Origin of the sequence: Bacillus sp. NEAU-242-2 (assembly GCF_027853835.1) — a bacterium.
Lineage (GTDB): Bacteria > Bacillota > Bacilli > Bacillales > Bacillaceae > Bacillus > Bacillus velezensis.
Window position 1 is genome coordinate 229,190 of record NZ_JAPNNY010000003.1, and the last position, 19,114, is coordinate 248,303.

The 19,114-nt window shown below is 46.1% G+C and carries 23 protein-coding genes and 1 other annotated feature; of the genes, 5 read left to right on the plus strand and 18 right to left on the minus strand.

Annotated features, from left to right (window positions below):
* Positions 1 to 12 precede the first annotated feature (12 nt).
* Both mtnN and OWN49_RS11330 read right to left on the minus strand, forming a co-directional pair.
* Positions 13 to 708 (minus strand): 5'-methylthioadenosine/S-adenosylhomocysteine nucleosidase, encoded by a 696-nt coding sequence (mtnN, locus tag OWN49_RS11325; RefSeq protein WP_077722633.1) that lies wholly within the window; start codon positions 706 to 708, stop codon positions 13 to 15.
* A gap of 20 nt (positions 709 to 728) precedes the next feature.
* The gene (locus tag OWN49_RS11330) at positions 729 to 1,370 is read right to left on the minus strand and encodes a class I SAM-dependent methyltransferase (RefSeq protein ID WP_003152772.1); all 642 of its coding nucleotides are present in this window, start codon (positions 1,368 to 1,370) and stop codon (positions 729 to 731) included.
* A 183-nt stretch (positions 1,371 to 1,553) separates the two neighbouring features.
* Here OWN49_RS11330 and OWN49_RS11335 point away from each other — a divergent pair, with 183 nt between their 5' ends.
* The gene (locus OWN49_RS11335) at positions 1,554 to 1,757 is read left to right on the plus strand and encodes a YrzA family protein (RefSeq protein ID WP_003152771.1); all 204 of its coding nucleotides are present in this window, start codon (positions 1,554 to 1,556) and stop codon (positions 1,755 to 1,757) included.
* 39 nt (positions 1,758 to 1,796) lie between these two features.
* On the opposite strand, the gene OWN49_RS11340 is transcribed toward OWN49_RS11335, so the two are convergent.
* The 13 genes from OWN49_RS11340 to OWN49_RS11400 form a co-directional block, all read right to left on the minus strand.
* Complete coding sequence (locus OWN49_RS11340; RefSeq protein WP_003152769.1) at positions 1,797 to 2,513, minus strand: YrrS family protein; 717 nt, start codon at positions 2,511 to 2,513, stop codon at positions 1,797 to 1,799.
* A gap of 63 nt (positions 2,514 to 2,576) precedes the next feature.
* Positions 2,577 to 4,331: a peptidoglycan D,D-transpeptidase FtsI family protein gene (locus tag OWN49_RS11345; RefSeq protein ID WP_003152768.1), complete on the minus strand. Its 1,755-nt coding sequence runs from the start codon at positions 4,329 to 4,331 to the stop codon at positions 2,577 to 2,579.
* A gap of 52 nt (positions 4,332 to 4,383) precedes the next feature.
* The gene (gene greA / locus OWN49_RS11350; RefSeq protein WP_003152766.1) at positions 4,384 to 4,857 is read right to left on the minus strand and encodes a transcription elongation factor GreA; all 474 of its coding nucleotides are present in this window, start codon (positions 4,855 to 4,857) and stop codon (positions 4,384 to 4,386) included.
* Between the two features lie 253 nt (positions 4,858 to 5,110).
* Complete coding sequence (gene udk / locus OWN49_RS11355; RefSeq protein WP_003152763.1) at positions 5,111 to 5,746, minus strand: uridine kinase; 636 nt, start codon at positions 5,744 to 5,746, stop codon at positions 5,111 to 5,113.
* A 6-nt stretch (positions 5,747 to 5,752) separates the two neighbouring features.
* Entirely contained in the window at positions 5,753 to 7,021 is a 1,269-nt protein-coding gene (locus OWN49_RS11360) for a peptidase U32 family protein (protein WP_003152759.1), read from the minus strand.
* 17 nt (positions 7,022 to 7,038) lie between these two features.
* Positions 7,039 to 7,968 (minus strand): peptidase U32 family protein, encoded by a 930-nt coding sequence (locus OWN49_RS11365; protein ID WP_176283440.1) that lies wholly within the window; start codon positions 7,966 to 7,968, stop codon positions 7,039 to 7,041.
* Positions 7,969 to 7,974: 6 nt separating this feature from the next.
* The gene (locus tag OWN49_RS11370; RefSeq protein WP_003152755.1) at positions 7,975 to 8,628 is read right to left on the minus strand and encodes an O-methyltransferase; all 654 of its coding nucleotides are present in this window, start codon (positions 8,626 to 8,628) and stop codon (positions 7,975 to 7,977) included.
* 151 nt (positions 8,629 to 8,779) lie between these two features.
* The gene (gene mltG / locus OWN49_RS11375; RefSeq protein WP_013353010.1) at positions 8,780 to 9,871 is read right to left on the minus strand and encodes an endolytic transglycosylase MltG; all 1,092 of its coding nucleotides are present in this window, start codon (positions 9,869 to 9,871) and stop codon (positions 8,780 to 8,782) included.
* Positions 9,872 to 9,981: 110 nt separating this feature from the next.
* A complete protein-coding gene (locus OWN49_RS11380; RefSeq protein WP_003152751.1) occupies positions 9,982 to 10,263 on the minus strand; it encodes a DUF1292 domain-containing protein in 282 nt (93 codons plus the stop codon).
* A gap of 12 nt (positions 10,264 to 10,275) precedes the next feature.
* Complete coding sequence (gene ruvX, locus OWN49_RS11385; protein ID WP_003152750.1) at positions 10,276 to 10,692, minus strand: Holliday junction resolvase RuvX; 417 nt, start codon at positions 10,690 to 10,692, stop codon at positions 10,276 to 10,278.
* 8 nt (positions 10,693 to 10,700) lie between these two features.
* On the minus strand, positions 10,701 to 10,967 hold the full coding sequence (locus OWN49_RS11390) for an IreB family regulatory phosphoprotein (RefSeq protein WP_012118070.1): 267 nt from the start codon (positions 10,965 to 10,967) through the stop codon (positions 10,701 to 10,703).
* 84 nt (positions 10,968 to 11,051) lie between these two features.
* Positions 11,052 to 13,688: an alanine--tRNA ligase gene (gene alaS / locus OWN49_RS11395; RefSeq protein ID WP_069473521.1), complete on the minus strand. Its 2,637-nt coding sequence runs from the start codon at positions 13,686 to 13,688 to the stop codon at positions 11,052 to 11,054.
* Between the two features lie 80 nt (positions 13,689 to 13,768).
* Positions 13,769 to 13,976: a binding site (T-box leader), on the minus strand.
* 43 nt (positions 13,977 to 14,019) lie between these two features.
* Positions 14,020 to 15,081, minus strand: coding sequence for an AI-2E family transporter (locus OWN49_RS11400; RefSeq protein ID WP_014305488.1), 1,062 nt, complete (start codon positions 15,079 to 15,081; stop codon positions 14,020 to 14,022).
* Positions 15,082 to 15,300: 219 nt separating this feature from the next.
* On the opposite strand from OWN49_RS11400, the gene OWN49_RS11405 reads away from it, so the two are divergent.
* Genes OWN49_RS11405 through OWN49_RS11420 form a run of 4 tightly spaced genes read left to right on the plus strand, consistent with a single transcriptional unit; the run spans position 15,301 to position 18,259 of the window.
* Positions 15,301 to 16,029 carry an amino acid ABC transporter ATP-binding protein gene (locus tag OWN49_RS11405; RefSeq protein ID WP_003152746.1) on the plus strand — a complete coding sequence of 243 codons (729 nt, stop codon included), beginning with the start codon at positions 15,301 to 15,303 and terminating at the stop codon, positions 16,027 to 16,029.
* A gap of 20 nt (positions 16,030 to 16,049) precedes the next feature.
* On the plus strand, positions 16,050 to 16,877 hold the full coding sequence (locus OWN49_RS11410) for a transporter substrate-binding domain-containing protein (RefSeq protein ID WP_094247705.1): 828 nt from the start codon (positions 16,050 to 16,052) through the stop codon (positions 16,875 to 16,877).
* A 56-nt stretch (positions 16,878 to 16,933) separates the two neighbouring features.
* Complete coding sequence (locus OWN49_RS11415) at positions 16,934 to 17,584, plus strand: amino acid ABC transporter permease (RefSeq protein WP_176283441.1); 651 nt, start codon at positions 16,934 to 16,936, stop codon at positions 17,582 to 17,584.
* Between the two features lie 18 nt (positions 17,585 to 17,602).
* Entirely contained in the window at positions 17,603 to 18,259 is a 657-nt protein-coding gene (locus OWN49_RS11420) for an amino acid ABC transporter permease (protein WP_025649673.1), read from the plus strand.
* A gap of 35 nt (positions 18,260 to 18,294) precedes the next feature.
* On the opposite strand, the gene OWN49_RS11425 is transcribed toward OWN49_RS11420, so the two are convergent.
* Genes OWN49_RS11425 through OWN49_RS11435 form a run of 3 tightly spaced genes read right to left on the minus strand, consistent with a single transcriptional unit; the run spans position 18,295 to position 19,110 of the window.
* A complete protein-coding gene (locus tag OWN49_RS11425; protein WP_003152741.1) occupies positions 18,295 to 18,426 on the minus strand; it encodes a YrzQ family protein in 132 nt (43 codons plus the stop codon).
* Positions 18,427 to 18,447: 21 nt separating this feature from the next.
* Positions 18,448 to 18,639 (minus strand): hypothetical protein, encoded by a 192-nt coding sequence (locus tag OWN49_RS11430; RefSeq protein WP_003152738.1) that lies wholly within the window; start codon positions 18,637 to 18,639, stop codon positions 18,448 to 18,450.
* 12 nt (positions 18,640 to 18,651) lie between these two features.
* Positions 18,652 to 19,110 carry a PRC-barrel domain-containing protein gene (locus tag OWN49_RS11435; RefSeq protein ID WP_017418223.1) on the minus strand — a complete coding sequence of 153 codons (459 nt, stop codon included), beginning with the start codon at positions 19,108 to 19,110 and terminating at the stop codon, positions 18,652 to 18,654.
* Positions 19,111 to 19,114 lie beyond the last annotated feature (4 nt).

Consider the following 19,114-nt stretch of genomic DNA (forward strand, 5'->3'; position numbering starts at 1 on the left):
AGAATCCCCCGCTTAGTGAATTCGTTTGATGACATTCAGGACAAGCTCAGTTGAATGAGCGGCAGCCTGTTCTAAAAATTTATCAAATGAAACGTCAGATTCTTTTCCGGCAATATCAGATAAAGCTCTGATGACAACAAAAGGCGTTTTGAACTGGTGGCACACCTGTGCGACAGCCGCAGCTTCCATTTCAACCGCGTACAAATCTGCAAATTTGGCGCGTACGTCTTCAACCCGCTTCGGATCATTCATAAAAGAATCTCCCGTAGCGATTGTGCCTTTGGCGACTTGAATGCCGTTCAGTTCAGAAACCGCTTCCTCAGTAATACTGATCAGCTTTTCATCAGCTTTGTATGCTGCCGGAAGACCCGGCACCTGTCCGTATTCATAGTCAAACGCCGTCACATCCACGTCATGATGGCGGACATCTGTTGAGATGACGACGTCGCCTACATTCAATGTATGATGAAAACCGCCCGCTGAGCCTGTGTTAATCACATAATCAGGTTTGAAACGGTCAAGCAGAAGCGTCGTGCTGATCGCGGCGTTGACTTTTCCGATCCCCGATTTCAGCAAGATAACTTCGACGCCTTCATAGCTGCCCGTCGTAAACTCACAGTGAGCGATCATCTCTTGTTTTGCGTCTTTCAGTTTGCTTCTTAAAATCGTAACTTCCTCTTCCATTGCTCCGATGACTGCCAGTTTCATTTATACACAATCCCTTCGATTTACCGTTTAATCGCCTCCATTATCCAGACAAAGTCATTTTGCTGCGTAAACCGCGCGGCAAATCCCTCTTCTGAAAAGATGTTTTTCATTGTCCCGAGTGTCGGATAATGTTCCGTCTTTAAATCGTCCGCTAATTGATGATAGCCGTTTCGGATTGCTTTTTTAATTGTTTCATCATAAGCTTCATGATCTTTAAAGACGGTATCGGCAAACACTATTTTATCATGCTTCTGAAGGATTGTGCCATATTGCTTTACAGCCGCTTGCTTTTCTTCATCTGTTAAATGATGAAAGGCGTACGAGCTGACGATGGTATCTATTTGAAAAGGCGGAGCGGGAAACTCCAGAAAATCTCCGTCACTGAACACGGCTTTGTCAGAAAGCTTGTCAGCCGCCAGTTTTCTCATTGACGGAGACGGTTCTACACCAAACACCTTTTTGTTCGCGGCGGCTAATTTCGCCGTTAAATTCCCTGTGCCCGGTCCGAACTCTAAAACGTTTGAACCTGAAAGTGCGACGATGCTGTCAAGAATATTGTCATACCCTTTAAAAACATCAGCATATTGTTTGTCTGCCCCGTGCACTGTGGCATCATAAGTCGCTGCCCAATCTTCAAATAATGGAATAAATTCACGGCCCATATTTTTCACTCTCCATAATTTATAATTCCTATGAGTATAGTATGGATTAATCGTGGAACAGTTCCTATCCTATCACAAAAAAGAATGGAAGGGTACTAAAATACTTTGGGATTATTGCGCAATTACGGCAGAAAGGCTTATACTTTCATTGACTCAGAAGAAAAATCAGGAGGATCTGTACTGATGAATTTTCAATTGGATTTAATCAAAGATAAAGTAGAATTTTTCGAAGCGGCATCTTTGCAGGAGCTTGAAAAGAAAATAAACGTTCAGATTGAAAACAACCAGGCGATTATGCTTCGCGTCCGTTCTGTATCCCATCAGGTGACGGCCGTTGACGGCAGAATCCTTTACAGCGCGTCGGTGCATTTTTCAGCTGACGTATGACAGAAAAAAGCAGCTGAATAATCAGCTGCTTTTTTGCGGTTATTTTAACGTTTCTACTTTTGTCGGCTTCCAGCCTTTTTTGTCTTTCCAAGTGATGGTGACCTGATACTTTTTGCCGTTCGTTTTGTCTAAAACTTTACCCTTCGCATCTTGCGGGCTTCCATTGTTTCCGAGCCACAGCACTGTCATGTGATCTTTTGACACGCCTGTTGCGTAAGAGATGGCGTCAAGCATTTCGGACCAGTCTTCAGAGCTTGAGTCATACGTCGCCGCATGTTCTCCCGTCTGCTTTGTTCCGACCGCTTTCCATTTTGGGTTAACAATTGTTTTCTCGACATCGCTTGATGAGCCGCCCTCTGTTATTTTTGCTCCTTTAAAAGGATCGCTTGAATCAGAGTCTTTTTTGCTGCTGTCATCACTTTTCGATGAATCATCGTCTTTTTTGCTGTCAGAGTCTGAAGATGAATCAGATGTGTCCTTATCCTGTTTATCTTTTTTGTCATCGTCTGATGCCTTATCTTTTTTGCTGTCTTTTATGTCTTCATCGGATGTCTGCTTCGTCTTGCCTGATGCAGGTGTTTCCTGCTTCTGGCTCGTGTCCGCTTTTTCGCTCACGTCGCTCGACGGACTGTTGATGAAGAGGCTGACTGCAACGACGACAATAAGAATAGATACGATAGCAATTAAAATGTTAAGCACCATATTTGCTTTTCTGCGCTTATCACGGTTTTCAAAACGAGATTGTTTATTGCTCAATCATTCTGCACTCCTTTATCCCTCTTGCTCAGCATATATTTTAACATGGGCTGAGCGGTTGTTCTATGTCTGATTTGTTTCATTTTCATGTACCTTTTTAACAATATCATAAAACACTGTATTTGTCAGAGCCTTATCCCCCGGCGTGTCCATGTGCAGCACCACGAGAGCGTATTTCGGCTTGTCCGCGGGAAAGTATCCCGCAAACCATTTGTGGTAAAGCGTCTGTTTTTCTTTTGTGAACATTCCCGTCTGGGCCGTTCCCGATTTGCCTGCTATCTCATACGGCAGATCCTGAAACCTTCGGCCGGTTCCTTTCGGTGAGGTGACGACTTCTCTGAGAATTTTTTGAAGCTGCTGCGCCGTATATTTGTCGATGTTTTCCCCTTTTAACGGCTGATCTTTGAATGACGCCATCGTCGTTTTGTTTTTGTATTCAATTTTGTCCGCGATTTTGACTTGTTTTTTTTCACCGCCGCGCGCGATCGCCGCCATCATATTGGCGACTTCAAGAGGCGTGACTTTCACGTTTTTTTGCCCGATCGCCGTCTGTGCGACGGCTTTTTTTACGGTTTTGTCTTTGTCATCTCCCCAAATGACCCCGCTTTTTTCATTATACAGCTGCCTGAATCCGTCTTCCCGGTACAGCTTGCCTTCCCAGCCCGCCCGCTGTGTGAGACCTAGTTTTTCCGCCATGTTTTCAATAACGGAATCATCTTTTTTGATCAATTTTTCCGCAAGACTTGTAAACGTATAATTGCAGCTTTGGGCAAAGCTTTCTCCAAAACTGAGCGTGCCTTTGTCATCCCCCGGCTCTCCGTACAGGTTGAGATTGCAGTTAAAGGATGTGCCCGGCTTCACTTCGTTTTGTTCTATTGCGGCTGCGGCAATCACCGTTTTAAACACTGATCCCGGATAAATCGGCGTCAGCATGTAATTTTGCAGTGTCTGCTGCTTTGACATGTCAGCGTCAGGCTTTGATACCATTCCGAGCACACTGCTTTTTTCAATGTCTAAAAGGACGGCTCCCCCCTTTTTTAACCCGCGGTCTTTCAATACATCTTCCATTGCTTCTTGAATATTGCGGTCGATGGAGGTTTTGACTTGCAGCGGATAAAACGCGTTTGCTTCAGCCGTATATTTGACGTCCATTCCGAATAAAGGGTTTCCCCTTCCGTCGACATGATACAAAAGTTTTGTGTCCTGATCCGCCAGTAAAAACTCATCAAACGTCCGCTCCATCCCGCTTGTCCCGATTTTTGCCGTGATCGGCAGTTCCTTCCTCCCGGGGTATTTCTTTTTCAAAAGCTCAGGGTCCTGGTTTGTCGCGCCCAACAGATGAGCGGCTATGTTTGTTTCTTTGCTGTCTTTCATATATACGCCGTAAATGCCGGGATATTTCAAAGAATTGATATTTGCCACGGATTGTTTCGTCAAATGTTTTATTTTTCTGCTGTTCAGGATCACCGGTTTTTTTGCTTCCGTGAGCAGCTGCCTGAGCTCCCCCTGTTTCATTCCGAGAATGTCTGATACCCGGTCAACCGGCCAATCCTGCGTCACGAGAAAGGGAAACAGTATGACGGCAGGCTGCTTTTTTCCGGTCAGCTCTTTGCCGTTCCGATCAAGAAAAGAGCCGCGTCCGTCTGAAATAAGGACTTCTTCCGTCCGCTGCTTGACGCTTTCCTGAATCAGATTAATATTGGATTTTGAAAAAGATTCTGTAAAAAACAGCTGAATTTCAGCCAGCCTAGCAAGCAGAAAGAAAAACACGAGCAGAAAACAAATCACGGCCGTTTTCAGCCTTTTTGATACGATCATAAAAAACACCTCATCCACATTTTGGACGAGGTGTTTCATTGTTAAACGGATCTTATGAAATTTTCACAATTTTCACGAGCATTTCTCCGCCCGGCGTCTGAACTGTCACTTCTTCGTCCACTTTTCTGCCGAGCAGGCTTTTTGCGATTGGCGAGTCGTTTGAGATTTTTCCTTCAAACGGATCAGCTTCAGCGCTTCCGACAATCGTGTAAGATTCTTCTTCACCGTCGGGCAATTCGATGAATGATACGGTTTTTCCCAAACCGACTACATTTGAACCGCCGTCATCCTCGATGATTTTCGCATTGCGGATCATGTTTTCAAGCGTCGTGATGCGCCCTTCCACAAATGCCTGTTCTTCTTTTGCGGAATCATACTCAGAGTTCTCTGACAGATCTCCGAAGCTTCTTGCGATTTTAATGCGTTCTACTACTTCTTTACGTTTAACCGTTTTCAATTGCTCTAATTCTTGTTCAAGTTTTTGTTTTCCTTCGTGAGTCATCGGAAAAACTTTTTCTTGTGCCATGTTCCTTCACTCCTTGGTGGTTGTCCCTCAACAATAACGTGTGATTATGTATGAGAGCATAAACGAAAAAATCAAGAATGAGAACACAGGGCAGTCCTCGTTCTTCTCTCCCATATAGGTACTGTTTATCTTAAACTGAATGTGTGTTTTCTGCAAATGTTTCGGTTTATAAACAGGGAAAGAAGGGAACTGTCTCATTCCCTTCCAGCCTATACATAATATGGTCTGAGTTATTTATGTCTATGCTATGGTATTACAAAATTGCATTTTGTTCAAGGATCGTTTGAATCTTCGTGACCATCAGATCAATTGCGACGTGGTTTTGTCCGCCTTCCGGAATAATGATGTCCGCGTAGCGTTTCGTCGGTTCAACAAACTGATTGTGCATCGGTCTGACGACGGACACATACTGCTCAATGACAGAATCGATTGAACGGCCTCTTTCGTTAATATCTCTCATAATCCGTCTGATGATACGGAGATCCGCGTCCGTGTCGACATAAAGTTTCATATCCATGAGGTCGCGAAGTCTTTTATCTTCGAGGACGAGAATGCCTTCCAGAATAATGACATCCTTCGGCTCAACCGGAATGGTTTCCTCAGAACGCGTATGCAGTTTATAATCATAAATCGGCTTTTCTATCGGCCGGTAATTCAAAAGCTCTTGAATATGCTCGATTAAATAGTCATTATCAAATGCGAGCGGGTGATCATAGTTTGTGTTCAGCCTTTCTTCAAACGGAAGATGGCTTTGGTCTTTATAATAAAGGTCTTGCTGGATCATTAAAATCGAGTGTCCTTTAAACTGTTCATAGATGGAACGGGTGACGCTTGTTTTTCCTGATCCGGACCCTCCTGCGATGCCTATAACTACAGGACTCTTACCCATTGGTGATTACTTCCCCTTTCTCATCATGTTGCTCGGATAAATCTTTTTGTCTACTTTAAATGTAACGATTTGCAGGGGATGGCGGGCAGCATCAAGCTCGTTTCCGTCTTCGTCCCAAATAGTGCCGATTGTGAATGTGAAATTGTCGATTTCAGGACCGAAAAATTCCACTTCGTCACCTTGTTTAAAGAAATTGCGCTGCTGGAGCGTCACCATTTGAGTTTCCTCGTTATACGCGAGCACGAGACCGGCAAAATCAAATGTTGTTTTCTTTCCGTGTTCGCCGAACATCTGCTCTTCATACCCGGGCGTGCCTTCAAAGAAAGCAGGCGCGGTATCCCGGTTTGCACATTTGTCCAGCTCATCCAGCCATTCTTTTTGAATGACAAAGTTTTCAGGATCAGCGCAGTATGCGTCGATGACTTTGCGATACACGCTGACAACCGTCGCAACGTAATGAATTGATTTCATCCGGCCTTCAATTTTCAGACTGTCGATACCCATCTCGATCATTTGCGGAATGGATTCAATCAATTTTAAATCTTTCGGGCTCATCGCAAACGGAGCGTCTTCTTCGTCATAGAGCGCGACCGCGTTTGCACCGTCTGTCTGATACAGATCATAATCCCAGCGGCAGGACTGACAGCAGCCGCCGCGGTTGGAATCCCGGGCCGTCATGTGATTGCTCAGCACGCATCGTCCTGAATAAGCGATACACATAGCGCCGTGGATAAAGGTTTCGATTTCAATATCCACCTTTTCCTTCATTTCTTTAATTTCCAGTCCGCTCGTTTCACGGGCAAGCACCACGCGGTCAAGCCCTTCTTCTTTCCAGAACTGCACCGCTTTCCAGTTTGAAAGGGACTGCTGTGTGCTGAGGTGAATTTCTACGTCCGGGGCCACTCTCCGGCATGTTTCAATAATCAGCGGATCAGCGACGATAATTCCGGCAACTTTTGCGTCTCCCAACGCTTTTAAGTATTCTTCCAGACCGTCCATATTTTCATTATGGGCGAAAATGTTTGTTGTCACATATATTTTTGCCCCGTATTTTTTGGCAAATTCTACGCCCTCTGCGATTTCTTCTATTGAGAAGTTATCCGCATTTGAGCGGAGTCCGTATTCCTGTCCTCCGATAAAAACCGCGTCCGCTCCGTAATGAACAGCAATTTTTAATTTTTCAAGGTTTCCTGCCGGAGCAAGGAGTTCAGGTTTTTTCGTAATGACGCGTTTTCCGTTTACGACTTTGGAAATGGTTTGATTTACGGCTGTCATCCGTTGCACCCTCCTTTTTAATAGACCGTTTCTTTAAAGAAGAATCCTGTGTCGATGCTTCTGTTCACAGGCTGAATGCTTTCAATCCGCTCTATCCAGCTCTCTTTTTTCTCTTCGTATGTCTCTCGGCTTTCAAAGCACAGATTGATTGCTTCTCTGTACATGCGGGTCACTTCAGTTAAGTATTCAGGAGACTTCAAAACTCCGTCAATTTTGAAAGAATCGATGCCGGCGTCCATCAGGTCCTCTAATTCATCAATCATGCACACATCGTTCGGGCTCATGATGTGCGTGCCGTTTTCATCTTCAAAAATCGGGTATTTATTGCCCCGTTCCTTGTCATGCAGAAACATTCCCGCTTCTTTTTTCTTCTGTTCGATGTCCATGACTTTTCCCTGGTATTCGAAGTAATGGCCCACTAAAGAACGCTTCGATTGGAACATGCACGTCATGCCGTGGATTTGAATTTCAATTTCCACTTCGGCGTTTTCTTTTATGTCAATGATGCTGTCCATATTTAATTCTTTAGCCAGCACTGCCCGCCGTGCGCCTTTGCGTCCCCAGTAATTGCAGGAATAGTAGTTGGTACCCGTTGTTTCCGTGCTCCAGTGCAGTTTGAGATCGGGAGCCGCTTCACGCGCCGCCATTAAAACGGCCGGATCACCGAAAACAGCAGCATCAACGCCGGCCTCCTGCAAAAAGGCAAGATAGCCGTTCAGCTCGTCCACTTTTTCGTTGTGAAAAATAGCATTGACGGCGGCGTACACTTTCGCGCCTTCCTGATGAGCTGTCTTTACGGCTTCTTTTATATCTTCTCTTGAAAATTCCCCGGCCAGTCTCAGGCCGTATCTCTGTTCTCCGACTAACAGGGCCGTTGCGCCCGCTTGAATGAGCGGAAGAATATCCTGTACAGAAGTCGGAGTCACCAAAAGTTCAGGTTTTTTCATGATCATTCACCTCTTCTTTTTACTGATGGCGATGCCGTCTCCGACCGGAAGTATGACCGTTTGATAGTCAGGCCGGTTCATCAGCCATTGGTTATATTGATCAATTTTTTCAACAAGCTTCCGTCTTCTTTTCGGCTCAATGTCCGAGTGATTTTGTGCCACCAGTCCTTTAAACAGAACATTGTCCGTAAAAATGACTCCATCCGGCGCAAGCATCGGTTCATAGAGCTCAAAAAAGTTCGTGTACTGGCCTTTGGCCGCGTCGATAAAAATGGCATCATAAGGAGCCGTGACACGGACAGACTCAGAAAGTTCCAGCGCATCCCCGTGCATTACGTGAATCCGTTTTTCCATTTCAAAGTCTTTTATATTGTTCACAGCTTCTTCATAGCGTTTGTCGTCCCGTTCAATCGTGTAAATATTCGCATCCGGAAGCTCAAGCGCCATCCGTATGGCGGAATATCCGATTGCCGCGCCGATTTCCAAAATGTTTTTCGCCTGTTGAATCGACAGCATTTGAAGCAGCACTTCAATGCCCGCTTCTTCCATAATCGGAACATGGTGCTCTTTTGCATAGGCTTCAAGCTTTTTCACTTTATCAGGCCGAGGCTTCAGCATCGCGTTTATATACTCGTTTATTTGTTCATACCGATCATTCACGGCAAACAGCCTCCGTTCTAAAAAGGAGTGCCCCTGACGAATCCGCGGGGACACTCTCTTAAGACACTTCTTTATCCATAAGTAAACAACCCGATATATTTTATCATAAAACCTTTCAGAATGGAATAAAAGGAGAGCTTTTGCCCTCCTTTTATTCGCTGTCTTTTTTGGAAATATACTTTTCCTTCGCTTTATTATGGTCTTTTAATGTTTTGGTGAAAACGACCTCGCCGTTTGATTTTGCAAGGAAATAGAGATAATCCGTTTTGTCAGGGCGGAGAGCCGCTTCCCATGATGAATCGCCGGCATTTGCAATCGGTCCCGGCGGCAGCCCCTTATGTTTATACGTATTAAACGGAGAATCAATTTTCAGGTCTTTGTAGTAGACCCGGCTTTTATGCCTGCCGGCCGCATATAATACCGTCGGGTCAGTCTGCAGCGGCATTTTTTCTGCAAGCCTGTTGTAAAAAACGCTGGCGATTTTGTGACGGTCGGCTTTGGCGGTGGCTTCTTCTTCAATAAGCGATGCCATCGTCAGAGCGTTATGGACGGAAAGTTTCTTTTTTTCCAGTTCAGATTTATACGTTTCGATACGGGTGTTTGTTTCCTGAACCATTGCCGTCAAAATCGTGTCAAGCGATGCATCCGGATCATTAAACGGATATGTGGCCGGATACAGATAGCCTTCGAGCGGATGCTTGAGCTTCTTGTTTGAAAGTGCGTCCGTTATCGTATCAGGAAACTGTTTTTTCAGTTTGCCGATGAATGTTTTGTCATCCAGTTTCGCCATAATCTCTTCTTTTGAATATGATGTTTCTTTTGCGATCGCATCCGCAATCTGTGTAAGCTGTTTTCCTTCAGGAACGGAGATCTGAAAGGCATATCCCGTTGATCCCGCGGTCAGTTTTTTGATAATCGCATCCGCATCCATTCCTTTATTCAGGTGGTAAAATCCCGCCTGAAACCCGGAAGCGCCTTTATACTTCACATACAGCTGAAATGCTTTTTTGCTTTTGATGACATGCTGATCCTCAAGAATTTCAGCGATTGCCGAAACGGAAGAACCGCTCGGAATATTAATATTGACTGCCGTTTTGCTGCCTTTGTCAACCGGAGACAGCAGAGATTTTCCATAGAAAAAAGCACCGCAAATGATGATAAGCAGAGCAATCACGGAGGACAGTATTATCGTTGTTTTTTTGTTTTTACGCGGAAATGAATTTTTAGTCTGATTGATATTCATACAAGTATTTTCCTCCCAACAGCTCTTATACTACATGATTCATGTGCATTCGGCAATTTATTACAAAAAAAAGCCGAAGCGCATATGCGCTCCGGCTTTTTCTGTTCATTTTATTCTTCGTCTTCTTCCGCTAAAAACGTGTTCAGCGTTTCTTCGATCATTTCCCACTCTTCATCGGTTTCAATCGGCATCAGTTCGCCGTCTTCACCGTTTTCGTTCGGTTCGAAGCTTGAAGCGTGAATTTCGATTTCATCATCGTCTTGAGCATCAATCGGATAATAAAGTACGTAAGATTTGTTGAATGTGTCGTTTTCAAATGTGAACAGCACTTCGCAAAGCTGTTCGTTGCCTTGATCATCGACAATTGTAATGTGTTTTTCGCCGTGTTCCATTTCTTTCACCTCTTAGTTTAAACTGTCCAGATATCCTTGAAGGATCATGACAGCCGCCATTTTATCAATGACTTTTTTTCGTTTTTGCCTGCTGACGTCAGCCGCGATCAGCATTTTTTCAGCCGCCATCGTCGTCAGACGCTCGTCCCACAGCACAACAGGGACATTGTACGCTGTTTCAAGCAGTTTCGCAAATGTTTGGCTGGCTTCGCCTCTCGGACCGATCGTCCCGTTCATGTTTTTCGGAAAACCGAGCACGATCTTCTCTACATTATAGTCTTTCATCAGCTCGGATAAACGGTCCAGACCGTAATCTCCTTCAGCCTCGTTTATTTTTATCGTCTCAATGCCTTGAGCGGTCCAGCCCATTTCATCGCTTAAAGCTACGCCGAGTGTTTTCGTACCAAGATCAAGTCCCAATATTCTCATGAATGTATTTACGCCTCTTTATGCTGTTCTAGATAGGATTTTACCAATTCCTCGATTAATTCGTCACGTTCCAGTTTGCGAATTAAGTTCCGGGCGTCGCGATGCCTAGGAATGTATGCAGGATCTCCAGACAGCAAGTATCCGACAATCTGGTTGATAGGATTGTACCCCTTTTCCTGAAGCGCATCATATACCGTATTCAGCACTTCTTCGACGTTTGTTTCAGCAGAATCATCGGAGAAATTAAATTTCATCGTTTTATCAAACGAGCTCACCGTTTTGCACCTCTTTCCCAAATTCGCAGGCAAAGTTCAGCCTGAGGTCCTCATCTTATCATCATTCTACACTAGTTGAAAGGATTATAAAACGGATTTTATCCAATCTTCCGCAGATGCGAGCGCCTCTTCCAATTTTTCAGGCTGCTTTCCGCCGGCCTGCGCCATGTCCGGACGGCCTCCGCCTCCGCCTCCGCAGACTTCAGCCGCTTGTTTGACCATTTTGCCGGCGTGAAGGCCTTTTTCGATCAGGTCTTTCGTCACGCCTGCTGAAAGGTTGACTTTCTCGTTTTGCACGGCGCCGAGAATGATGACCGCAGAACCGAGCTTCGCTTTCAGATCATCCACCATAGTGCGAAGGTGGTTCATGTCTTTCGCATTTACTTTTTCAGCCAGCACTTTTACGCCGCCGATGTCTTTTACTTTAGACAGAATGGCTCCGGCTTCCACATTGCCAAGTTTGCTGAGCAATGATTCATTTTCTCTTTGCGCTTCCTTCAGCTCTGCTTGAAGAGACTGAATTCGCTTCGGTACGTCTTTTACGTTTGATTTCAGCTCGTCCGCAGCGTGCTGCAGAAGGCTGAGCTGGCTGTTCATTTCCTGATAAGCGCCTTTTCCTGTTACGGCTTCGATTCTTCGCGTACCTGCGCCGATCCCTGATTCGGATACGATTTTAAACAGACCGATTTCAGCCGTATTCGTGACATGGCATCCGCCGCAAAGCTCAAGGCTGTAATCTCCGACTTGTACGACGCGGACGATATCGCCGTATTTCTCGCCGAACAGGGCCATCGCGCCCATTTCTTTCGCTTCATTGATCGGTTTCAAATCAATCGCTACCGGAATGCTCTCCCAGATTTTTTCGTTGACGATTCCTTCAATGCGTTCAAGTTCTTCTTTTGTCACTTGACCGAAATGAGAGAAGTCAAAACGCAGACGATTTTCGGTAACGAGTGAACCCGCTTGGTTGACATGTGTGCCGAGAACGTCTTTCAGCGCCTGGTGCAGAAGGTGGGTTGCTGTATGGTTTTTCACCACGCCGCTTCTCATTTGATCTTCAACTTCAGCCGTCACGCTTGCGCCTTTTTGAATCGTGCCGCTATCCACCGTGCCTTCGTGTACATGCTGACCGTTCGGAGCTTTTTTCACGTCCTTAATGGTTACGACAGCCTGCTCGCTTCTCAGCACTCCTCTGTCACCGATCTGTCCGCCGCTTTCAGCATAGAAAGGCGTTTTATCAAGAAGAATTTGGACGGTATCCCCTTCATGCGCCTCGCTGATTAATTGCCCGTCATGAAGAAGCTCGATCACCTTCGCTTCAGCTTTTACGGCACTGTAGCCGACAAATGTGCTTTCTGCGGTAATGTCGCGCAATGCGCCGCCCTGCACCTGCATGCTTCCTACATCTTGGCGCGCATTTCTCGCCCGTTCACGCTGTTTTTCCATTTCGGCTTCAAAGCCTTTATGGTCAACCTTCATTTGCTCATCTTCCGCGTATTCCTCCGTCAATTCAACCGGGAATCCGTACGTATCGTACAGTTTGAATACGTCTTTTCCGGAGATGATGCCGCTGCCTTTTTCCTTCTCTTTCTTTATCACGTCGGATAAAATGGCCAGACCTTCGTTTAATGTTTCATGGAAGCGCTCTTCCTCCGTTTTGATGACTTTGGCGATAAACTCTTGCTTTTCTTTCACCTCCGGATAGAAAGCGTCCATAATTCCTGCAACAGTCGGAACCAGCTCGTACATAAACGGACGGCTGATACCGATGGTTTTCGCGTATCGCACCGCCCGGCGCAAGAGGCGTCTCAGTACATACCCGCGCCCTTCATTTGACGGCAGAGCTCCGTCGCTTACCGCAAATGCGACCGTTCTGATATGATCGGCGATCACTTTAAAGGCCGTATCCTTCACTGCATCCTTTCCGTAAGTATCTCCGGAAATACGCTCTGTTGCTTCAATAATCGGCATAAACAAATCAGTGTCAAAGTTTGTCGGGACGTCCTGAATCACGGAGACCATCCGTTCAAGCCCCATGCCCGTATCAATGTTTTTCTTCGGAAGCGGTGTGTACGTGCCGTCCGGGTTGTGGTTGAACTCTGAGAATACCAGGTTCCACACTTCAAGATAGCGGTCATTTTCGCCGCCCGGATACAATTCAGAATCTGACGGATCATTGCCGTATTTCTCGCCGCGGTCATAGAAAATTTCTGTATTCGGTCCGCTCGGGCCTTCGCCGATATCCCAGAAGTTCCCTTCCAGACGGATGATTCTTTCTTCCGGAACGCCGATTTTTTCCGCCCATAGCGTATAAGCTTCTTCATCCTCAGGGTGAACCGTTACAGACAGCAGCTCCGGATCAAAGCCGATCCACTTTTCGCTCGTTAAAAACTCCCATGCCCACGTGATGGCTTCTTCTTTAAAATAATCACCGATGGAAAAGTTTCCGAGCATCTCAAAGAACGTGTGGTGGCGCGCCGTTTTCCCCACATTTTCAATATCATTTGTGCGGATTGATTTTTGCGCGTTTACAATTCTCGGATTCTCCGGCACAACGCGGCCGTCAAAGTATTTTTTCAGCGTCGCAACGCCGCTGTTGATCCATAATAAAGACGGATCTTCATGCGGAACCAATGAGGCGCTCGGTTCAACGGCATGGCCTTTTTCTTTAAAGAAATCTAAAAACATTTGACGCACTTCAGCAGAAGTTAAGTGTTTCATCTATATTCCTCCTTATCACTACCCGAAATTCTCTTTTGCGACAGCAAAAAAGCTCTCTCCCTATGCAAACCATGCGTTCACACAGGGACGAGAGCTGTCTCGCGGTACCACCCTGATTACAGGCCGAAAAAGGCCTGTCACCTTTCATCCCGTAACGCAGGATTGCGGCAGCCTTTAACTGCACTCAGGATTAGCTTCGGCCGATCTTCTGCTGAAGCTCCTTTCAGCGTATCGGAGCTTCTCTCTTAAACAGGGCTTCGGCGTACTCATATCCGTCACTCGAGATTCGTATGTATTCTACTCGAAATTATAGACAAGCAGAACCCGAATGTCAATGTTCCGTCCTGATCCGCAAAAAGTGAATGGCCGTCACTTTTAAAACGGCTGCCGCCGGAACAGCGAGAATCATGCCGGGAATGCCCGCGAGCTCCCCTCCGGCAAGAAGCGCAAGCATGATCACGACGGGGTGCATCCTGAGACTTCGTCCGACAATGAGCGGGCTCAAAATGTTTCCTTCTATAAATTGAAGAATAAAAATCGTGACGATTACGATGATCACAGCCTTGGAGGAAATCGCCAGCGAAAGGAGCAGCGCCGGCACAGCGCCGATAAACGGACCGAAATACGGGATGACATTCGTAATCCCGATGGCAAGGCCCAAAATCAGCGGGTAAGGAAGCCCGAACAGCCAAAATGAAACGCCGGCTATGAACCCGAGCAAAAAACAAACGAGAAGCTGACCGCGGATGTAATCACCGAGAGAGTCGTCCACATCCCGCAGAAATTCACTCCCCCTTTTTCTCCAGGATTTCGGCGTCAAATACCAGACCGTCTTTTTCATAACGTCTATATCCTTCACCATATAGAACACGAGAAAAGGAATCGTCGCCGCGATCAGGATATAATCAAGCACGAAACGGATGCTTCTGATCGTGCTTTCAATCGTGCCGGCAAGAAACGTTTCTGTCTGCTGAATCATTTTGTCCATCCGATGGTGCATGCCGTCAGGCCAATGATCCGTGTGATTATGCAGATGCCTCAGCATGCTGTTGTAGTTTTCGGCCAGACCGGGAATGCTCTCAGACAGATCCTGCAGCTGTTCAATTAAAACAGGAACCCCTTTATAAACCCCCCAGCCGATTCCGCCGAAAAACAGGCAATAAATCAGAAGCAGGCTTAAAGTTCTAGGCATCCCTTTTCTATGAAGCCATTCAGTAATCGGAAGTAAAAGATAAGCAATAAATACTGCGATGAATATAGGAATAAAGAGAGATTTTATAACAAGCCAAATGGGAGACCATAACATATCGAGCATGCAAAAGACATACACTGTTAACAAAACGAGCAGACATACAGCCGTCCACATTAAGAGCTGCAGCGGTTTTTGAAGCATGACGTTTCACCTCTTGCTTTATCTTTTGACAGAAAGCCGGAATTATTCCCGTTTCATAAACTCCGCCTTATGACGCAGACCTCTTGATGGAAATAATTATCAGAAATTACGAAATAGTCTAACTAATATTCATAAAAGTCTGTATAACCATCGTAATGTGTTAAGGGATTTCAAAACTGTCCAGTCAATATGACTCATGTTTTTTTAAGGAGGATGGCCATGATTTCATTTCAGGATGTAAATAAGCACTACGGACATTTCCACGTGCTGAAAAACATTAATCTGCACATTAAAAAAGGGGAAGTCGTCGTTATCATCGGACCTTCAGGATCGGGAAAAAGCACGCTTCTCCGCTGCATTAATCAGCTGGAAACAGTTGATGGAGGCGCCTTAACGGTAAACGGCGTCTCCATCCGTGACAAGAAAACGGATATCAATCAGGTCCGCCGGAATATCGGAATGGTGTTTCAGCATTTTCATCTGTACCCGCACAAAACCGTTCTGCAAAACATCATGCTCGCACCGATCAAAGTGCTCAAGCAATCAAAAGAAGAAGCAAAGGAAACGGCCTTATACTATTTGAAAAAAGTCGGTATACCGGACAAAGCGGACGCTTATCCTTCACAGCTTTCCGGCGGCCAGCAGCAGCGTGTCGCCATCGCCAGGGGGCTTGCGATGAAGCCCGAAATTATGCTGTTTGATGAACCCACATCCGCGCTTGATCCGGAAATGATCGGGGAAGTGCTGGATGTCATGAAAACACTCGCAAAGGAAGGCATGACCATGGCAGTCGTCACACATGAAATGGGATTCGCAAAAGAAGTGGCGGACCGCATCGTGTTTATCGACGGCGGATCCATCTTAGAAGAAGCTGCACCGGCTGAATTTTACGAAAGCCCCCGTGAAGAGAGGGCGCGTTTATTCTTAAGCCGTATTTTAAATCACTGAAAAGAAACGGAGGAGCGCTTATGTCACGCGTAACAAAATGGTTGTCATTCGGATTGATATCACTGCTGGCCGTCTTTATGCTGGCAGCCTGCGGAGGGAAAGAAACGTCCGGGGATTCAAAAGGAACGGGAAAAGACACGTTAGCCTCTATTAAAGACAGAGACAAAATCATCTTCGGCGTCAAAACCGACACGAGGTTATTCGGGCTGAAAAACCCAAGCTCCGGTGATATTGAAGGCTTCGATATTGATATCTCAAAACAGCTCGCAAAAGATATTCTGGGGGATGAGAAGAAAGCGGAATTTAAAGAAGTGACGTCAAAAACGAGAATTCCGATGCTGCAAAACGGCGATATCGACGCCATCACCGCCACGATGACGATAACGGATGAGCGGAAAAAAGAAGTTGATTTCTCAGATGTTTATTTTGAAGCCGGGCAATCCCTGCTCGTCAAAAAAGGAAGCAGCATCAAAAGCACCGAAGACCTGGGAAAAGGCTCAAAAGTATTAGCGGTAAAAGGCTCCACTTCCTCACAGAACATCAGAGAAAAAGCGCCTGACGCCTCAGTGCTGGAATTTGAAAATTACGCCGAAGCGTTCACTGCGCTTAAAGCGGGACAGGGAGATGCGCTCACAACCGATAATGCGATTTTATACGGCATGGCGGATGAAAATAAACAATATCAGCTGACGGGCGAAACCTTCACCGATGAACCTTACGGAATCGCCGTCAAAAAAGGCCAATCCGGCCTTGTCAAAAAAATCAACGCCTCTTTGAAAAAAATGAAAGCCGACGGCAGGTACGAAAAAATCTATAAAAAATGGATAAAAGAAGAACCGGCAAAATAGGACGGACCGCGGGATGAGCAGGCATGCTCATCCCCGTTTTATAAGGAGTGACATAGATGAACTTTTCAATTTTAACGGAAAACTTCGATATGAATATGGACGGTTTCCTGCACACATTGCTTGCGAGCTTCATCGCGCTGGCAGGCAGCTTTGCGGTGGGCGTTCTGATCGCAGTCATGAGAATCACGGCTTTCAAACCCCTTCAATGGATCGGCACTGCGTATGTGGAATTTATCCGGAACATCCCTCTTCTCCTCATCACATTCGTTTTTTATTTCGGACTTCCGAACGCCGGGCTGAGACTGGACGGCTTTCAGGCGGGAACGATTGCGCTTACGATTTACACGTCCGCCTTTATCGCAGAAGCCATCAGAGCCGGAATTCAGACTGTCCCCAAAGGGCAGATGGAAGCGGCCAGATCGTCAGGCTTCACCTACAGTCAGGCGATGAGATATATCATTCTTCCTCAGGCCGTAAAAATCGTCATTCCCCCGCTCGGAAACCAATTTCTCAACCTTGTCAAAAACTCATCAATACTCGGAGTGGTGGCGGGACTCGATTTGATGTATCAGGCGGATCTCGTGTCCTCGAGCACTCTTGTCGTGTTTGATGTCTATATTTTCGTCGCGCTTTTTTATTTGATATTAACGATCCCGCTCAGCATCGGGGTTCACTATTTGGAAAGACGTCTCGGAAAGAGTTATTAGAGAAGGAGAGTGAAAAACATGGATTTTAGCGGCGCCTATACACCTGACCATCTGCTGTTTTTATGGGACGGCTTTTTGGTCACACTTTATGTTGCGCTGATCTCCATTGTCCTGAGTTTTATTTTCGGGCTTGCCGCCGGCACTTTGCGCTATGCGAACATTCCTATCGTCTCGGGCATTATAGCGGCCATTGTGGAAACCATCCGCAACCTGCCGCTGTTATTAATCATTTTCTTTACGTTTTTTGCCCTTCCGGAAATCGGGATCAAACTGGAAATTACCGCGGCCGCCATCACGGCGCTGACGATTTTTGAATCGGCCATGCTGTCAGAAATCATCAGAAGCGGTTTGCAATCCGTTGACAAAGGACAGATTGAAGCGGCGCGTTCTTCAGGACTGACGTACACGCAGACTCTTTTTCTCGTCGTCATGCCGCAGGCGCTCAGGCGTATGGTTCCTCCGATTGTGAGCCAGTTTATCTCCTTATTAAAGGATACGTCACTTGCGGTCGTCATCGCTCTGCCCGAACTGATTCATAACGCGCAGATTTTAAACGGACAAAGCGCTGACGGGGGGTATTTTTTCCCGATCTTTCTGCTGGCGGCCCTGATGTATTTCGCGGTTAATTACAGCCTGTCTCTCGCAGCCAGACGGCTGGAAGCGAGACAAACGTAAAAAGGATACTTCCGGAGAAGTATCCTTTTTTCTGCTTAAAACATTTTCATGACTCGTCTTCTCATCCGTTTCATACCTTTTTTATTCAGCATATCGGACTGAGAAGCCATACGATACATAACGGCTCCAGCTCCTAAAGCCAACAGAGAGGTCATTGTTCTGCCCATCGCGCGTATCTCCTTTCAACTTTAAAAATTGATACTGCGTTCGTCTTCAGAAAACAAATCATCAAGACTGCTTAACGTGCCGTCTTCCTCTACTTGATGTGTCGCAATTTTGCCTTTGGCCACCGTCAGCTCAATGAAGCAGCCCCAGCAATAGTATTGGTTTACGCCGATTTTGCCGATATCTTTACTTTTGCAGTTCGGACATACAAGCACAGACTACACCTCTTATCCGTTCAGGACGATGCCTTCTTTCCCCGCTTCAATAAGCGTATCGGCGGCGCGGCGCACTTGGCGTCTGCCAGCCAGATCTGAAAAGAAGCCGTCCGAGAGTTCATATGCTACGATTATGCCCCTGTCCAAACAAAAGTATACATCTTCCAGCAAACCGAACATTTCACCATCAGGCGATTTCACCGGCTGCATTTTAATCTGTTCAAAGGTGAAACAGCTCTTCGGCAAAGGCTGCAAATGAGCATGACCGGCAGCTACGGCTTCTTGATCCATCTCTTTTATATCACTTGCCCCTAAAAAAAGATGGCGGTTGTGAAACAAGCGTTTCTGCTCCAGCACGAAACCGAGAAACCGGCCGTCCAGAGAGAAACATACATCCGATATCATTCCGAGACTTCGCCCGGTGTTTTCGTCATATACTGTTCGTCCTTCAGCTGCATGGCATGTTCTCAAAGTG

What these genes read in the sequence shown, in the direction of transcription:
- mtnN (WP_077722633.1), bottom strand. Translation starts at nt 708, where the DNA reads ATGAAACTGGCAGTCATCGGAGCAATGGAAGAGGAAGTTACGATTTTA.
- OWN49_RS11330 (WP_003152772.1), bottom strand. Translation starts at nt 1,370, where the DNA reads ATGGGCCGTGAATTTATTCCATTATTTGAAGATTGGGCAGCGACTTAT.
- OWN49_RS11335 (WP_003152771.1), top strand. Translation starts at nt 1,554, where the DNA reads ATGAATTTTCAATTGGATTTAATCAAAGATAAAGTAGAATTTTTCGAA.
- OWN49_RS11345 (WP_003152768.1), bottom strand. Translation starts at nt 4,331, where the DNA reads ATGATCGTATCAAAAAGGCTGAAAACGGCCGTGATTTGTTTTCTGCTC.
- greA (WP_003152766.1), bottom strand. Translation starts at nt 4,857, where the DNA reads ATGGCACAAGAAAAAGTTTTTCCGATGACTCACGAAGGAAAACAAAAA.
- udk (WP_003152763.1), bottom strand. Translation starts at nt 5,746, where the DNA reads ATGGGTAAGAGTCCTGTAGTTATAGGCATCGCAGGAGGGTCCGGATCA.
- OWN49_RS11360 (WP_003152759.1), bottom strand. Translation starts at nt 7,021, where the DNA reads ATGACAGCCGTAAATCAAACCATTTCCAAAGTCGTAAACGGAAAACGC.
- OWN49_RS11365 (WP_176283440.1), bottom strand. Translation starts at nt 7,968, where the DNA reads ATGAAAAAACCTGAACTTTTGGTGACTCCGACTTCTGTACAGGATATT.
- mltG (WP_013353010.1), bottom strand. Translation starts at nt 9,871, where the DNA reads ATGAATATCAATCAGACTAAAAATTCATTTCCGCGTAAAAACAAAAAA.
- OWN49_RS11380 (WP_003152751.1), bottom strand. Translation starts at nt 10,263, where the DNA reads ATGGAACACGGCGAAAAACACATTACAATTGTCGATGATCAAGGCAAC.
- ruvX (WP_003152750.1), bottom strand. Translation starts at nt 10,692, where the DNA reads ATGAGAATATTGGGACTTGATCTTGGTACGAAAACACTCGGCGTAGCT.
- alaS (WP_069473521.1), bottom strand. Translation starts at nt 13,688, where the DNA reads ATGAAACACTTAACTTCTGCTGAAGTGCGTCAAATGTTTTTAGATTTC.
- OWN49_RS11400 (WP_014305488.1), bottom strand. Translation starts at nt 15,081, where the DNA reads ATGCTTCAAAAACCGCTGCAGCTCTTAATGTGGACGGCTGTATGTCTG.
- OWN49_RS11405 (WP_003152746.1), top strand. Translation starts at nt 15,301, where the DNA reads ATGATTTCATTTCAGGATGTAAATAAGCACTACGGACATTTCCACGTG.
- OWN49_RS11410 (WP_094247705.1), top strand. Translation starts at nt 16,050, where the DNA reads ATGTCACGCGTAACAAAATGGTTGTCATTCGGATTGATATCACTGCTG.
- OWN49_RS11415 (WP_176283441.1), top strand. Translation starts at nt 16,934, where the DNA reads ATGAACTTTTCAATTTTAACGGAAAACTTCGATATGAATATGGACGGT.
- OWN49_RS11420 (WP_025649673.1), top strand. Translation starts at nt 17,603, where the DNA reads ATGGATTTTAGCGGCGCCTATACACCTGACCATCTGCTGTTTTTATGG.
- OWN49_RS11425 (WP_003152741.1), bottom strand. Translation starts at nt 18,426, where the DNA reads ATGGGCAGAACAATGACCTCTCTGTTGGCTTTAGGAGCTGGAGCCGTT.